The organism is Kerstersia similis (genome assembly GCF_965139615.1).
GTDB lineage: Bacteria > Pseudomonadota > Gammaproteobacteria > Burkholderiales > Burkholderiaceae_B > Kerstersia > Kerstersia similis.
In genome coordinates, this window is sequence record NZ_CBCSIQ010000006.1 from 19622 (window position 1) to 36324 (window position 16703).

10 protein-coding genes are annotated in these 16703 nt (G+C 62.1%); 7 read left to right on the forward strand and 3 right to left on the reverse strand.

What is annotated here, in order from left to right; translation table 11 throughout:
• Positions 1–5 precede the first annotated feature (5 nt).
• Positions 6–1379, reverse strand: coding sequence for a bifunctional UDP-N-acetylglucosamine diphosphorylase/glucosamine-1-phosphate N-acetyltransferase GlmU (gene glmU, locus ACNA1V_RS05495; RefSeq protein ID WP_415832577.1), 1374 nt, complete (start codon positions 1377–1379; stop codon positions 6–8).
• A gap of 91 nt (positions 1380–1470) precedes the next feature.
• Positions 1471–2046, reverse strand: coding sequence for a PhaM family polyhydroxyalkanoate granule multifunctional regulatory protein (locus ACNA1V_RS05500; protein WP_415832578.1), 576 nt, complete (start codon positions 2044–2046; stop codon positions 1471–1473).
• Positions 2047–2396: 350 nt separating this feature from the next.
• On the opposite strand from ACNA1V_RS05500, the gene ACNA1V_RS05505 reads away from it, so the two are divergent.
• Entirely contained in the window at positions 2397–3227 is an 831-nt protein-coding gene (locus ACNA1V_RS05505) for an NUDIX hydrolase (protein WP_415832579.1), read from the forward strand.
• 144 nt (positions 3228–3371) lie between these two features.
• On the opposite strand, the gene rpoH is transcribed toward ACNA1V_RS05505, so the two are convergent.
• Positions 3372–4271, reverse strand: a complete 900-nt coding sequence (rpoH, locus tag ACNA1V_RS05510) for an RNA polymerase sigma factor RpoH (protein WP_415832580.1) — start codon at positions 4269–4271, stop codon at positions 3372–3374.
• Between the two features lie 234 nt (positions 4272–4505).
• Here rpoH and ACNA1V_RS05515 point away from each other — a divergent pair, with 234 nt between their 5' ends.
• The 6 genes from ACNA1V_RS05515 to ACNA1V_RS05540 all read left to right on the forward strand — a co-directional run bounded on the left by ACNA1V_RS05515 (position 4506) and on the right by ACNA1V_RS05540 (position 16640).
• Positions 4506–5201 carry a transposase gene (locus ACNA1V_RS05515; protein WP_415832581.1) on the forward strand — a complete coding sequence of 232 codons (696 nt, stop codon included), beginning with the start codon at positions 4506–4508 and terminating at the stop codon, positions 5199–5201.
• A 549-nt stretch (positions 5202–5750) separates the two neighbouring features.
• The gene (locus ACNA1V_RS05520; RefSeq protein ID WP_415832582.1) at positions 5751–10490 is read left to right on the forward strand and encodes a glutamate synthase-related protein; all 4740 of its coding nucleotides are present in this window, start codon (positions 5751–5753) and stop codon (positions 10488–10490) included.
• Positions 10491–10513: 23 nt separating this feature from the next.
• Positions 10514–11983: a glutamate synthase subunit beta gene (locus ACNA1V_RS05525; RefSeq protein ID WP_415832583.1), complete on the forward strand. Its 1470-nt coding sequence runs from the start codon at positions 10514–10516 to the stop codon at positions 11981–11983.
• Positions 11984–12192: 209 nt separating this feature from the next.
• Positions 12193–12708 carry a sigma-70 family RNA polymerase sigma factor gene (locus ACNA1V_RS05530; RefSeq protein ID WP_415832584.1) on the forward strand — a complete coding sequence of 172 codons (516 nt, stop codon included), beginning with the start codon at positions 12193–12195 and terminating at the stop codon, positions 12706–12708.
• A gap of 7 nt (positions 12709–12715) precedes the next feature.
• Positions 12716–13696, forward strand: a complete 981-nt coding sequence (locus ACNA1V_RS05535; RefSeq protein ID WP_415832585.1) for a FecR domain-containing protein — start codon at positions 12716–12718, stop codon at positions 13694–13696.
• A 235-nt stretch (positions 13697–13931) separates the two neighbouring features.
• Positions 13932–16640 carry a TonB-dependent receptor gene (locus ACNA1V_RS05540; protein WP_415832586.1) on the forward strand — a complete coding sequence of 903 codons (2709 nt, stop codon included), beginning with the start codon at positions 13932–13934 and terminating at the stop codon, positions 16638–16640.
• Positions 16641–16703: the final 63 nt, after the last annotated feature.

Consider the following 16703-nt stretch of genomic DNA (forward strand, 5'->3'; position numbering starts at 1 on the left):
ACACTTTATGTATTTTTCTTCGTCGGTCGCTGCCAGCCCGACACCGTTTTCTGCGGCGTACGCGACAAAGTCAGGCTATCCGGTTCGGCATCGCGCGTCAGGGTCGTGCCTGCACCGATCATCGCACCACGCCCCACCCGCACAGGCGCCACCAACTGCGTATCGGAACCGATGAATGCACCATCTTCAATGATGGTCTTGTACTTGTTCACGCCATCGTAGTTGCAGGTAATGGTGCCGGCACCCACGTTAACGCCCGCCCCGATCTCCGCATCACCGATATAGGAAAGGTGATTGACCTTGCTGCGCGGACCCACGACGCTCTTCTTGATCTCGACGAAATTGCCAACCTTGCTGCCCTCTGCCAGCTGCGTACCGGGACGCAGGCGTGCATACGGGCCGACCAGGGCATTCGCGCCAACCTGAGCGCCTTCGATATAGGTATAGGCATCCACATGCGCACCCGCACCAACGGACACATTGCGCAGCACGCAATGCGGGCCGACGCGCACACCATCGGCCAGCACGACTTCGCCTTCGAAGACGCAACCGACATCAATGAACACGTCACGGCCGCAGACCAGGCTGCCCCGCACATCCAGCCGGGCAGGATCCGCCAGCGTCACGCCAGCTTCCAGCAGGCGACGAGCCTGCTCGCCCTGCCACACACGCTCCAGCTGCGCCTGCTGCACACGGCTGTTCACGCCCAGCGTTTCCCAGCCTGCTGCCGGATGGGCAGCATTCACCGGCACGCCATCAGCCACGGCAAAACCGATGATATCGGTCAGATAGAATTCGCCCTGGGCATTATCGTTGCGCAAGCGGCCCAGCCAATCCTTGAGCTGCGCCGTCGGTGCCGCCAGAATGCCGGTGTTCACTTCACGGATGGCGCGCTCTGCCTCGGACGCATCCTTGTGTTCGACAATGCGTTGCACCTTGCCATCCGCATCGCGCACGATGCGTCCATAACCCGTGGGATCCTCCAGGAATTCCGTCAGCACCGCCACCCCGGTACCACGCGCCTGCAACAAGCGTTGCAGCGTTTCAGGCTGCACCAGCGGCACATCGCCATACAACACCAAGGTCGTGTCATCCGCCGCACCATCCAGCAATTCGGGAACCGCTTGCTGCACCGCATGGCCAGTCCCGTGCTGCGGTTGCTGCAGGGCAAAACGCAGATCCGGATGCTGCTCAAAGGCAGCCTTGACCTGATCCGCCCCATGGCCGACCACCACCACGACGCGATCCGGCGACAGCGCCGACGCGCTTTGCAGCACATGTTCCAGCATGGGCTTGCCAGCCAGGGTATGAAGCACCTTGGGAAGATTCGACTGCATACGCTTGCCCAGACCGGCAGCGAGAATGACGATATTCAGCATGGAAATGGAGTACGGGAGTACGAGAAATAAAAAGGAACATCCGGGCCCGTGCCGATCTGGCCGGCACGACCCCAGATGCGGAATAGGCAGATCAGGAAGACGTACGGGCGCGCTTGGCTGGCGCAGTCGCCGACTTGGCTGCTGCCGTACGCTTAGCGGCAGGCTTGGCAGCCGGTTTCTTCGGTGCGGCCGCAGGTGGCGCAGCCTGTGCAGCCGCTTTCACCGTCTCGGCGGCTGCCTGCACCGGTGCGGCAGCTGCCGACGCGGCAGCGGCAAACCCCTGGAACTGCTGCTGCAGCAGCGACCACCAGGCTTGCGCAGCCTGTGCCGCCGGATCCTCGCCAGCTTCAGCGGCGTTTTCCGTTGCGTCCGCCCGAGCCTCCGGCTGAGGCGCAGTCTCCGGCGCAGCCGGTCGAGCCGTCTCAGCAGCCGGCGCGGCCCCGCCCAGGAAGCTTTGCAGCGTGCTGATGGTGGCCCGCTGCACCTCCATCCCCTGAATCGTGCTGCGCAGCAGCGATAAATTCAGGTTGAGCCAATTTTCCACCGTACGCAATTCCTCAATACGGCGGGCCAGTTCCTGCGCATCCAGCGTAGGAGAAAGCGGCAAACCCTGGGCCAACTGGCCTGCGCCAGACAACCCACCCCATACCTGGCGCATCAGTGCCATGCCCGATAACATAGGATTATCTGCAGGTAAATCACCCATTCCCGGGAAAAAAGAGGACGGTGTTGCAGCAGTCATAGCATGGCTCCCCATCAAGGTTTTACTATGGGCGGGATATTAACAGTTCGCTTTTGTCACAACATTAAGTACTGACTCATATTGCGTCTTGTCGCACCCTGTTGCAAGCGGAAAAGTCCCTCTTCCTGAACTTGGCATCCTGTGTCAGCATAATGTGTCGCCCAGGTTCCGTCGGCCATCTCGCCCCCCCCTGCCTGATACCTCCGGACACCATTCCGCGCCGTTCCTCCCCGGTACGGGTGCCTCCGCCGCGACTGCCGCATTACAATCGCAGCATGCCTACCGCCCTCCCTTCCCTCGCCCGCCTTCAATCCTATGCGCAACGCCTGCACGCGGGCATTACGCAACCGCCGCCCGCAGGCGCCAAGCCGCTCCATATCGCCGGCCAGCGCTGCGGCTGGATCGTGCCCGCGGCAATGGCAGCCCTGCAGCCCAAAGGACTGGCGAACGCCATGGGAGACACATGGCATATTGGCCAGGATCTGGCCCCCCACAGCACCGCCCTGGCAGACGTCTGTGATGCCGTCGCCCTGACCCTGCGCGATGCCGGCTGCCTGCACGGCTGGCGCAACGAGGCACTCGATATCTATAGCATGGTGCCCGACAGCCCCCCGCTGGGCCGCATCGAACGCACTGCCACCCGCCCCCTGGGGCTACGCACCCTGGCGGTACATCTCAATGGCTGGACGCCAGATGGCCGCCTATGGCTGGCGCGCCGTTCCCTGACCAAGAACACCGACCCCGGCATGTGGGATACGCTGGTGGGAGGCCTGGCCAGCAGCGGGGAAAGCCTGGATCTGGCACTCTTGCGCGAAAGCGCAGAGGAAGCCGGGCTGAAGCCGGAAGACCTGGCAGCACGCAGCCCGCTGCGCACCGTCATACAGATTCATCATCATCTGCCTGAAGGTTTCCAGGTTGAAGATATTCTGATCAGCCGCTGCGTCCTGCCGGAAGATGTCCAGCCTTGCAATCAGGACGGCGAAGTCATGGAAATCCGCGCCCTGCCGCCACTGGAAATCATGGACATGCTGGAAGACGGCATGTTCACGCAGGAAGCCGCCATTGTGCTGGTGGACGATATGCTTCAATTGGCCCGGGAAGCCTGATACCCGCCCGCAGCACGCCAACGCCGGCAACGGCTGGCACGACCGCGCGGCCCCAATAAGAAACGCCAGAAAAAACGCCGGCATTTGCCGGCGTTTTTGCGTATTCTGGTCTCGCTGCTTCATGAGCAGCGGCGCACTGCCCACTTATGCAGACAGCGCCTTGCGCAGCTTCTTCATTGCCGCCACTTCAATTTGCCGGATACGTTCGGCCGAGACGCCGAACTCCTGCGCCAGCTCATGCAGCGTGGCGCCGCCATCGTCCTGCAACCAGCGTGCTTCCACAATTCGGCGCGAGCGCTCATCCAACCCGTCCAAGGCTTGACGCAGGCCTTCGCCCTGCAGCATTTCATGGGCACGACGCTCCAGCACCTGACCAGGCTCGGCTTCGCCGTCATCCGACAGGTAGGCAATCGGCGCGAACGTGTCTTCGTCATCGTCCTGGGCTTCCAGCGCCACATCACGGCCTGCCAGACGCACTTCCATTTCGCTGACGTCCTGCTCGCGCACATTCAGCGTGCTGGCAATTTCCGACACCTGCTCGGGCGACAGGGTCTGGCCATCCGGGCGCATGCTGCGCAGGTTGAAGAACAGCTTGCGCTGTGCCTTGGTCGTGGCGACCTTCACCAGCCGCCAGTTGCGGATAATGAATTCGTGGATTTCCGCCTTGATCCAGTGCACGGCAAACGACACCAGGCGCACACCACGCTCCGGGTCAAAACGCTTGACGGCTTTCATCAGGCCGACATTGCCTTCCTGAATCAAATCTGCCTGGGGCAGGCCATAGCCCATATATTGACGCGACACGGACACGACCAGACGCAGGTGCGACAGCACCAGATCACGTGCGGCATCCAGATCGCCCTGGTCACGCAGGCGGCGTGCCAGATCGGTTTCTTGTTCAGGTGACAGCACCGGCAGACGGTTGACCGCGCCGATGTAGGCATCCAGCGTCCCCAGGGCGCCAGGATTGGCGACAGCCAGGGCCAGGGCCTGCGAAGTCGAGGCCGCAGCGGATGCAGAAAATTGGGTCAGACTCGTGTTCATTTGGGTCGCTCCTACTGTGCTGCTGGCTACCGACGCCGGCGGCATGGTCTTGCCACAGATTGCGACAGCATGATTCAGAATATGCGTATTGATGTTAGCACTCTCCATTAGTGAGTGCCAGTTAGAAACCAAGCGGATGAAAAAGTTCCTGCCGCCTTGGTTTATCATACGTGCGCGCCCTGTAATTTCCATTACAGTCCCGCCAACCCTACAAGAGTTTTCGCGTTCGCCTCCATGGCCCGACTTCCCCGCCTGTATGCACCCGATACCCCCCAGCTGGCCCAGGCCGAGCTGGCCAATCCGCTACAGGAAAACGGTGGGCACCTGGATGCCGACATGTTCGATGCCATGCAGCAGTGGCTGGCGGAAACCTCGCAGCAGCATGGTGTGACGCTGCATGGCTGGTGCCTGCTGCCGGATAGGCTGATTTGCCTGAGCACCCCGGCCAAGGCAGACAGCCTGGCTCGCATGATGCAGGCGCTGGGCCGCAAGCTGGCCAGCCGCCAGCTGGCAGGCGCCGTGTTCAATGGACGCTATCGCTGCGCGCTGGTTCAGCCCGGCCAATGGGTGTTGCCCGTCCTCGCCTGGCTGGAAAGCCGGCCGGTTGCCGCCCGCCTCGCTCCGGACGCGGAAGCCTGGCCCTGGTCTTCGGCACGCGCCCATACCGGTTACCTGATTCCGGTGCCTGCCTGGCTGCACAATCATCCCGATTACTGGCGCTGCGGCAATACGCCGTTTGATCGCCAGGCGGCCTATCGCCAGTTACTGCATGATGGCCTGAGCCGCGAACAGGAACAGCGCATTGCCGCCGCATTGCAAGGCCAATGGGCGCTGGGCGATGCCAGCTTCCTGGAACGGCTGGCGGGCACGGCCAGCCGCCGGGTGCAACCCGGCAAGCGCGGCCGGCCGCGCAAGACGCCCGCCGCCTGACACCACACGCAAGCGCCATACCTGGCACGCTTGTCCGCTGGAGGCGGCAGGCTTGCCGCTGCCCGCTATCTCGCTGCGCCCCGCCAGGCATGGCACTCGCCGGCCAATCTCCACCCTCCAGCGGCACCTACCCTCCCTGGATGCACCGCACATGAGCCCACTGGCGTGGTGACGTGGTGGCCTGGCGGCGGATAGGCCAGCGCCAGGCAAAACGCTGCACGACTCTCCAGGCCAGCGCACGTTGCAAAGCCACGACGCCCCGTAAACAGGCAACCCCGCGCAAGGTGCACCATTCTCATCCATCTATGCATCAAATCGGTGCATTTCATGGCGCATCAATACTCACTCTTATTTGGAAGCACCATTATGGTGCATTCATGCCCTACCAAGATAAAATATCTTTGTCCCCATTTTTATCCCCTGGGAAAACCGAGTTTTAAATACAAATCCGTCCCCGTTTATTTTTGTTGTATGTGATGGAAATAGCGAGGTATTTTGTAAATACCGGGAATATTTCAAGCCCCCCGGCCCTTTTAATGGAATGCCGCCATGACCCACCGCCCTCGCGAGCTCTGTACCCCCTCGGCGTCCGTAGTCGATGCCACCCGCATCGGCCTGCCGGCGCCCCAAGGCCTGTATCACCCCGACATGGAACACGACGCCTGTGGCGTCGGCTTCGTGGCTCACATCAAGGGCCGGAAGAGCCATGCCGTCATTCAGCAAGGCCTGAAGATTCTGGAGAACCTGGATCACCGGGGTGCCATCGGTGCAGACAAGCAAATGGGCGATGGCGCGGGCATTCTGATCCAGATTCCCGATGCTTTGTACCGGGCAGACATGGCCCACCACGGCATCATTCTGCCGCCGCCTGGCGAATATGGCGTGATCATGGTTTTCCTGCCCAAGGAAACCGCCTCGCGTCTGGCCTGCGAACAGGAGCTGGAACGCTCGGTACGCGCCGAAGGCCAGGTTGTCCTCGGCTGGCGCGATGTCCCCGTGGACCATGACTTGCTGACCTCGCCGACCGTACGCGCCCATGAACCCGTGATCCGCCAGCTGTTTGTCGGCCGCGGGGAAAACGTCATGGTGCCCGATGCGCTGGAACGCAAGCTCTACGTCATCCGCAAAACGGCCAGCCACGCCATCCAGAACATGCATCTGGCCCATGGCAAGGAATATTTCGTCCCCTCCGCTTCGGCACGCACCATTGTGTATAAGGGGCTGCTGCTGGCCGACCAGGTCGGCACCTACTACCTGGACCTGGCCGACACCCGTGCCGTCTCCGCGCTCGCGCTGGTGCACCAGCGTTTCTCGACCAATACCTTCCCCGCCTGGCCGCTGGCGCACCCTTACCGCATGATCGCCCACAACGGCGAAATCAACACGGTCAAGGGCAACTTCAACTGGCTGCGCGCACGCGAAGGCGCCATGCAATCCGCCGTGCTGGGCGAAGACCTGCGCAAGCTTTACCCCATTGTCTATGAAGGCCAGTCCGATACGGCCACCTTCGACAACTGCCTGGAACTGCTGGTGATGTCGGGCTATTCGCTGGCCCACGCCATGATGATCATGATTCCCGAAGCCTGGGAACAGCATGCGCACATGGATGAAAGCCTGCGCGCTTTCTACGAATACCACGCCGCGCTGATGGAACCCTGGGACGGCCCGGCCGCCATGGTTTTCACCGATGGCCGCCAGATCGGCGCCATGCTGGATCGCAATGGCCTGCGCCCGGCGCGCTACCTGATCACCGACGACGACCTGGTCATCCTGGCATCCGAAGCCGGTACGCTGTCCGTGCCGGAAAACCGTATCATCAAAAAGTGGCGCCTGCAGCCGGGCAAGATGTTCCTGATCGACCTGGAACGCGGCCGCATCATTGATGATGCCGACATCAAGACCCAGATCGCCAATTCCCACCCCTACCGCCAGTGGATCGAACGCCTGCGCGTCAAGCTGGAATCCCTGCCACGCCCGCAGGCGGCGCAGGTGCTGCCCGGTAGCGATGAAACCTCGCTGCTGGATCGCCAGCAGGCCTTCGGCTGGACCCAGGAAGACCTCAAGTTCATCGTCGGCCCCATGGCGGCCAAGGGCGAAGAAGCCATCGGTTCCATGGGCAATGATTCGCCGCTGGCCGTGCTGTCGCAACGACCGAAATCGTTCTACAACTACTTCCGCCAGCTGTTCGCCCAGGTCACCAACCCGCCCATCGACCCCATCCGCGAACAGATGGTCATGTCGCTGGTGTCCTTCATCGGCCCCAAGCCCAATCTGCTGGACATCAACAACGTCAACCCGCCGCAGCGCCTGGAAATCTCGCAACCGGTGCTGGATCCCAATGCCATGCGTGTGATCCGCGACATCGGCAACCTGACGCGCGATAAATTCCGCAGCTTCGAGATCGACATCACCTATCCGGTCGCCTGGGGCCGCGAGGGCATCGAAGCGCGTGTGGCCGCGCTGTGCGCACGCGCCGTCGATGCGGTGCAAAGCGGCTACAACATTCTTATCCTGAGCGATCGCAAGGTCGATGCCCAGCATGTCGCCATCCCGGCGCTGCTGGCCACCTCCGCCATCCATCAGCACCTGATCCGCACCGGCCTGCGCACGCGCACCGGGCTGGTCGTGGAAACCGGCAGCGCACGTGAAATCCATCACTTCGCACTGCTGGGCGGCTATGGCGCCGAAGCCGTGCACCCGTTCCTGACGCTGCAAACGCTGGCAGCTACGACGGAACAGCCTGAAAAGGCCATCGCCAACTACATCAAGGCGGTGGGCAAAGGCCTGAGCAAGACCATGTCCAAGATGGGCATCTCGACCTACATGTCATATTGCGGCGCGCAGATCTTCGAATGCATTGGCCTGAGCAGCACCGTCACCAACAAATACTTCACCGGCACCTTCAGCGCCGTCGAAGGCATGGGCATCTTTGAAATCGCCGAGGAAGCCCTGCGCCAGCACCAGGCCGCCTTCAGCGCCGACCCCGTCCTGGCCGACAATCTGGACGCCGGCGGCGAATATGCCTTCCGCATCCGTGGCGAAGAACATATGTGGACGCCGGACGCCATCGCGCGCCTGCAGCACTCCACCCGCGCCAACAACTACCGTACCTACAAGGAATACGCGCAGATCATCAACGACCAGACCAGGCGCCAGATGACATTGCGCGGCCTGTTCTCGTTCAAGGTGGATCCGACGCATGCCATCCCGCTGGCGGAAGTCGAGCCGGCCAGTGAAATCGTCAAACGCTTTGCAACCGGTGCCATGTCGCTGGGTTCGATTTCCACCGAAGCCCATGCCGTGCTGGCCGCCGCCATGAACCGCATCGGCGGCAAATCCAATACCGGTGAAGGTGGCGAGGATGCGCTGCGCTACCGCAACGAGCTGCGCACCGGCGAGAGCGGCATCCGCGAAGGCGATACGCTGGCATCGGTACTGGGCGCGGAACGCATTGCGGCGGATGTCCCGCTGCAGGCGGGCGATTCGCTGCGCTCGCGCATCAAACAGGTGGCATCGGGCCGTTTCGGCGTGTCGGCGGAATACCTGATCAGCGCTGACCAGATCCAGATCAAGATGGCGCAGGGCGCCAAGCCCGGCGAAGGCGGCCAGCTGCCTGGCGACAAGGTCTCCGAATACATCGCACAGCTGCGTTTCTCGGTGCCGGGCGTGGGCCTGATTTCGCCCCCGCCGCACCATGATATCTACTCCATCGAGGATCTGGCGCAGCTCATCCATGACCTGAAGAACGTCAACCCGCGCGCGTCCATCTCCGTCAAGCTGGTGGCAGAAAGCGGTGTCGGCACCATTGCCGCCGGGGTCGCCAAGGCCAAGGCCGATCATATCGTCATCGCCGGCCATGACGGCGGCACTGGCGCCTCGCCTCTGTCGTCCATCAAGCACGCCGGCTCGCCGTGGGAACTCGGTCTTTCGGAAGCGCAGCAAACGCTGGTGCTGAACCAGCTGCGCGGCCGTGTCCGCGTGCAGGCCGACGGCCAGATGAAAACCGGCCGGGATGTGGTGATAGGCGCCTTGTTGGGCGCGGATGAATTCGGCTTCGCCACGGCGCCGCTGGTGGTCGAAGGCTGCATCATGATGCGCAAATGCCACCTGAACACCTGCCCCGTCGGCGTTGCCACGCAGGATCCGGTACTGCGCGCCAAGTTCCAGGGCCGCCCCGAGCATGTCGTGAACTACTTCTTTTTCATCGCAGAAGAAGTGCGTGAACTCATGGCCCAGCTTGGGGTACGCCGCTTCGAGGAAATGATAGGCCGCACCGACCTGCTCGATATGCGTTCGGCGCTGGACCACTGGAAAGCGCACGGCCTGGACTTCACCCGCATCTTCCACCAGCCTGCGCTGGCCGGCGCCCGCCGCCACGAAGAAGAGCAGGATCACGGCCTGGAAGGCGCGCTCGACCTGCAGCTTATCGAACGCAGCCGCGCCGCGCTGGAACACGGCACGCCCGTGTCCTTCATGACGCCGGTACGCAACCGCAACCGCACCATCGGCGCCATGCTGTCGGGCGAAGTGGCCCGCCGCTATGGCCACGACGGCCTGCCGGACGACACCATCCGCATCCAGTGCAACGGCACTGCCGGCCAGAGCTTCGCCGCCTTCCTGGCCCATGGCATTACCCTGGATCTGGTCGGCGAAGCCAATGACTACGTTGGCAAGGGTCTGTCGGGCGGCCGCATCATCGTGCGCAGCCCCAACGACTTCAACGGCAAAGGCACCGAACACATCATCGCCGGCAATACCGTGCTGTACGGCGCCCTGGCTGGCGAAGCCTATTTCAACGGCGTCGCGGGCGAGCGCTTCGCCGTACGCAATTCGGGTGCCGTCACCGTGGTCGAAGGCGTGGGCAACCATGGCTGCGAATACATGACGGGTGGCACCGTCCTGGTGCTGGGCCATACCGGCCGCAACTTCGCTGCCGGTATGTCTGGCGGCGTGGCCTATGTCTGGGATCCGGACAACCAATTGCGGCAACACTGCAATACCGCCATGGTTGAACTCGAACCCGTGCTGCCCAGCTTTGAACAGGAAGTGCAAGGCGGCCCCGAGACCTGGGTTTGCATGACCCGCGATGGCGAACGCATGACCGATGACAAGCTGCTGCGCCAGCTCATCAGCGCCCATGTCCAGCATACCGGCAGCCAACGCGGCCGCGACATCCTGGCTGATTGGGACAACGCCTTGAGCAAATTCGTCAAAGTCATGCCGATCGAATACCGCCGCGCCTTGCAGGCGATGTATCAGGCCGAACCCGCCGTGCCGCAACTGGCCTGAGCCCCGGCGACAAAGGAATCATCATGGGAAAGACCACTGGTTTTCTTGAATACCCCCGCCTCCAGGAGACGATGCAGCCGGCAACCAAGCGCATCCGTCACTGGAAGGAATTCGTCCTGTTCCTCAATGAAGAACAGTCCCGCCAGCAGGCGGCACGCTGCATGGACTGCGGCGTCCCCTTCTGCAACAACGGCTGCCCGGTCAACAACATCATTCCCGACTGGAATGACCTGGTCTATCACGGCAAGTGGCGCCAGGCGCTCAGCGTGCTGCATTCAACCAACAACTTCCCGGAAGTGACCGGCCGCATCTGTCCCGCTCCCTGCGAAGCCGCCTGTACGCTGAACATCAACAATGACGCCGTCGGCATCAAGTCCATCGAACATGCCATCATCGACCGCGGCTGGGAAGAAGGCTGGATCACGCCGCAAACGCCGCAACGGCGCACCGGCAAGCACATCGCCGTCGTCGGCTCCGGCCCTGCCGGCCTGGCCTGCGCGCAACAGCTGGCACGCGCCGGCCATGCCGTCACTGTCTTCGAGAAAAGCGACCGCATCGGCGGGCTGATGCGCTATGGCATTCCGGACTTCAAACTGGAAAAGCACCTGATCGACCGCCGCATTGCGCAAATGGAAGCCGAAGGCGTGTCCTTCCGCCCGTCCACCTACATCGGCTCGCCCGATGCGGCGGCGGCCCAAGGCCTGACGGTACGCACGCCTGCCTCGCTGCGTGAAGACTATGATGCCGTCATCATGGCAGGCGGCGCGGAAAATCCGCGTGACCTGCCCATTCCCGGACGCGAACTCGAGGGCGTCATGTTCGCGATGGATTTCCTGCGCCAGCAGAACAAAGCCGTGGCAGGCGACCGTCAGCTGGATCAGGTGCTCGCCAGCAACAAGCATGTCATCGTCATCGGCGGCGGCGACACCGGCTCCGATTGTGTCGGCACCAGCATTCGCCAGGGCGCGGCCAGCGTGACCCAGATCGAACTGCTGCCGCAACCGCCCGAACACGAAAACAAGGCCCTGACCTGGCCCTACTGGCCGGCCAAGCTGCGCACCTCCAGCTCGCACCAGGAAGGCTGCGAGCGCGATTGGGCCATCCTGAGCCAATCGTTCGAAGGCGACGAAAACGGCCATGTGCGCAAGCTGATCGCCGTGCGTACGGAATGGACGCCCGACCCCATCACCGGCCAGCTGCGCATGCGTGAAGTGCCCGACTCCCGTATGGAACTGCCGGCTGACCTGGTGCTGCTGGCGATGGGCTTCGTCTCGCCGGTAGCGTCCGTGCTGGATGCCTTTGGCGTCGATAGCGACAACCGCGGCAATGTACGCGCCAACACCGAGGACTACCACACCAATGTGGAAGGCGTATTCGCCGCCGGCGACATCCGCCGCGGGCAATCCCTGATCGTCTGGGCCATCCGCGAAGGCCGCCAGTGCGCCCGCTCCGTGGACGCCTGGCTGATGGGCAACAGCCAGTTGCCGCGCTGATCAGCAGCCGTTGCGGCCGGCGTCGGCCGCAACGGCTGTTTTTTTCAACACAGGAATAACTATTATTCTCCCTATCATTTGTTGGCGCTAGAATAGCAGCCTACTGTTGTCTGGCGCCCCGCCAGGACAGCAGAAGCGCTGGGCACTCCCAGTCTGACCATCGTCGTATCCGCGCCACCCAGGCCCGTGGCGCCCACGCCGGAACTGCCATGCCCGCCTCCCCGACGCCACCCAACGACCTGAATACCCTGTATATCGAACACCATGGCTGGCTGCGGTCCTGGCTGCGACGACGCTTGGCGTCGCAGGAAGATGCCGCCGATCTGGCGCAGGATACGTTTATCCGCATTCTCTTGCGGCCCCCGGTGCTGGCATGCCTGCGCCAGCCACGCGCCTACCTGGCATCCATTGCACGCGGCCTGGTCATCGACCACTGGCGTCGCCAATCGTTGGAACAGGCCGTCCTTGAGGCGCTCGCCAGCCTGCCAACGGAATATCTGCCCTCAGAGCAGGAACGCCTGGCAGCCATCGAAACCCTGCAAGAAATAGACCGCTTGCTTTACGACCTATCCCCGGCCGTAAGACAGACCTTCGTGCTGTCTCAGCTCGAAGGCCTGGGTTATGACGAAATCGCCACGCGACTGGGCATCAGCACTCGTACCGTCAAGCGCCATATGGTTCGCGCCTTTGAAATCTGTCTGGCCCAACTCCTGGCGGAAGGCTGACACCAGCATGGCAACCCGCCCAATCAACACCGACGGCGCCACCCGGCCTGATGCCCGGGTGATTCGTGAAGCCGCCCAATGGATGGCTAGACTCAAGGCACAACCAGCCTCCCCTGCCGACATCGAAGCCTGCGCACTCTGGCGCCGGGCGGATCCCAGCCATGAGTACGCCTGGCGCAAGGCAGAATTCCTGTTCGACAAGCTGGGGATGTTATCGCCGGAGCTGAGCGTCCCGGTACTGACCCGCGACCATGCCACCAAGCGCCGTACGACCATCAAGATACTCGGCCTGGCTGCGCTCGCTACGCCTGCCGTCTGGCTGACACGGGAATCCTTCCTGTGGCAACGCTGGCAAGCCGACTACTCAACCGGAACAGGCCAGCAACGCATTGTGCACCTGGATGACGGCAGTACGGTACTGCTCAATACCGGCACCAGCCTGAACGTGCTGTTCGACCGGACCGAGCGGCGCGTGCGCCTGCTGGCAGGCGAAATCATGGTCACGACGAACTCCCGCCCTTCAGACGGCAGGCCATTCATCGTAGAAACACATCAGGGCACCATGCAGGCGCTGGGCACACGTTTCATGGTTCGAGCGCAGGACACCACCCTACTGACTGTCCTGGAGCACAGTGTCGCGGTCAAGCCGGCTGATCTCCTCGATACGCCGGCCCGCATCATTGAAGCCGGGCAGAAGGTTCGCTTCGACCGCGACCAGATATCACCGGTACAAACCGTCACCCCGCAGGACAGTGGCTGGACCGAGGGCGTGCTCTATGCCAACGATACGCCGCTGGGTGAATTTCTCGAAGACTTGGCGCGCTACCGTCCAGGCGTCGTACGCTATTCTCCCGAAGCCGGGGCGCTACGCATCTCCGGCGCATTCCAGTTACCGGACACCCGCCACATCCTCGACATCATCGCAGGCACCCTACCTATCCAGATCAGATATCGCTCGCAATACTGGGTGCAGGTCGATCTGCGCTGATGAAATTTACAAAAAGATACAAATAACCCGTTAGCCAACTGGCACTTCTGCACCAGCTGTTTCGGCCTGAATAGCGATACCTATTCGCACTTTCATTTCCGAGACAGAAACAATGGCGCATCCTTTCTCACGTCGGCCGTTCAAGGCTGGCAGCCAGCCGTCCGCGCGCGGATCCTCCCGGTCCATCCCCGTTTCGGTGTGCTGCCTTGCTCTGCTTCTGAGTCTGGGCGACGGCATGCTGGCCCGGCCCGTGCAAGCGCAAGACAGCATGCGCCCCGGCGCCCATGTGCCAGGCAGGATCTACGACATTCCCGCAGGCAGTCTGGGAGAAGTCCTGAGCACCTTTGCAGGCCAGTCCGGCATCAATATTTCTTTCCATCCTGAACAGACGGCGGGTCTGCAGGGAGCTGCCATGCGAGGCAGCTATACCGTGGAACAAGGCCTGTCGTTCCTGCTACGAGATACGCCGCTGGAAGCAGTGCGCCAGGGCAAGGATGTCTATCACCTGCAATTGCGCCCCCGTCTGGACACCAGCGCGTCGGTCACTGCCTTGGATGCCGTGCAGGTCTATGGTCAGGAAAGCGCCAAAGACCTCGCCTACCTCGCGCCGCAATCTGTCAATGTTCTGACCCGAGACGAAATCGAACAATTCCGGGGCACCTCGGTCGGCGACATTTTCCAGGGGATTCCTGGCGTACTGATCGGTGAAAACCGTAACTCTGGCGGGTTGGACGTCAATATCCGCGGCATGCAGGGACAAGGCCGGGTGCCGGTGCTCGTTGATGGTGCCAGGCAGGAGACCACCGTATATCGGGGCTACTCCGGCGTGGCGTCGCGCAGTTATATCGACCCCGACCTGATCGGCGGCATCACCATCGAAAAAGGCCCCAGCATGACCGCCCAGGGCACGGGCGCCGTTGGCGGCCTGGTCATTGCACGGACACTCAGCACCAGCGACATCGTGAAAGACGGCCAGACCTTCGGCGTGCGTATGCGCGGCAGCGTCATCGGCAACAACAGCGGCTCTCCCGTCGCACCCGGCACCACATCAGGTTACTACCCGGGACGGGAATACCGCATCAATTGCAAGCCAGGCAGTGAAGCACAGTGCTCGGCAGGCTACGATCCTGCCAGCATGGTCGGCCCCTCCGGCGACACCACCCTGGAACGGCCAGCCACGCTGGAGCCCAAAAGCTGGGCGAGCAGTCTGGCCATGGGATTGCAATTGGGCAAAGTCGAACTCGTCGCCGCCTATGCAACCCGCCGCCAGGGCAATTATTACGCTGGCAAACACGGTCCGGCCCCAGTCGTGGACATGTCGAATACCGCGCCGGGCCTGTTCGATCTATGGACCTCGGTCTATCCCGTCATGACCGGTGCCTCACGTTTTCGTGCCGGCGAACTGGTCGTCAACAGCAACTACAAAAGCCAATCATCCCTGCTCAAGGCCAAGGCCCACCTGGCGCCGGATCAAGAACTGGAACTGGGCTGGCTGCGCTACAAAAGCGAATATGGCGAGCTGATGCCCTCACAACTGATATGGCTGGGCCATATCGCACAGACCAACAACAGTGAGGTCACGGCCAACACCTACACCAGCCGCTACAAGTGGTCCCCTGCAGACAATTCACTGCTGAACGTCAGCGCCAATCTCTGGCATACCGACACCGATACGCTGAACCGCAATTACGGCGCCATCAAACCCGACGCCGGCATGATTTCGGCATTCTCATCGGCAGCAGCGGAAAACTACCGCCGCACAGGGGCGGACCTGAGCAACACCATGCTGTTCGACTTCTGGGGCGAAGCAGAACTGCGCTATGGCGTCGCTGTACAGCGCGAAGACGTCAAACCCACTGGCGGCGACCCGGACGCATTCAACAATGCACGGGATGCAGAGCGAAAAGAGTACAGCACATTCATCGCGCTCAAGTATCAACCCTTGCCCAGCGTGACCTTGGATGCAGGCTTGCGCTACACCCGCTATCACGCACTGGACCACAAAACCAGCAGTATCTGCGAAACCGAGACCGTCGAATCCGACGCTGGCAATGGCGGCCCTGCCAGTGTCAGCAGCACCACCACCTGCGAAACAGTCATGATAGGCAAGGTACGCCACAGTGGTTCTGCCCCCGTGGCCAGCCTGTCCTGGGAATTCGCGCCCGGCTGGCAAGTGTACGGACGCTATGCCGAAGCGCTGCGCATGCCCAGCCTGTTCGAATCCAGCAGCGGCTTTTCCGTCAATACGGTCGTCGGCAGCTATTTGAAGCCGGAACACGCTCGCAACCGGGAGGTCGGCATCAGCCTGCTGCAGGACGGTGTATTCACCAACAGCGATGCGCTGCGCCTGAAGTTTTCCTACTTCCGCAACCACATGTCCGACTATCTGACCCGCACGGTCAGCAATGCCGACGAAAGCGGTGAATGGCGCATGCGCAATATCGACAGCGCTCGCTTCAATGGTTTCGAAGTTTCGGGTTCCTATGACGCCGGCATGTTCTTCGCCGAATTCGGCGCCACCCGCTACAACCTGATCGAGATCTGCCACAGCGGCAGCTACCGCCGTCAACGCTGCACCGACTTCGGACTGGCCGTGAGCTACGTCAACAACATGATTCCACCGAACTGGCACGGCAGCGCCCGGCTCGGGCTACGCCTGCTGGATCGCCGCCTGGTACTGGGCATGCGTGGCACGTTCATGGGCGAACGCAATCGTGTTCCTGAATATGACGATCAGCACGTGAACTCCATTTTTGCCAAGCCGGTGGAGTGGCACAAATACAAAATCTTCGACCTGTTCGCCTCGTACCGTATCAACGATGCCATCAGCGTCGATTTCAACATCGACAACCTGACCGACCGCTACTACCTGGATGCCATCGGCCTGGGCGCAGTCCCTGCCCCGGGACGTACGGCAAGGCTCGGCATGACGCTGCAGTTCTGAACCCACTCTCAATTTTCCCTGACCTCGTCGCCATGCAGCGAGAGGGCACTGCAATGAGGACCC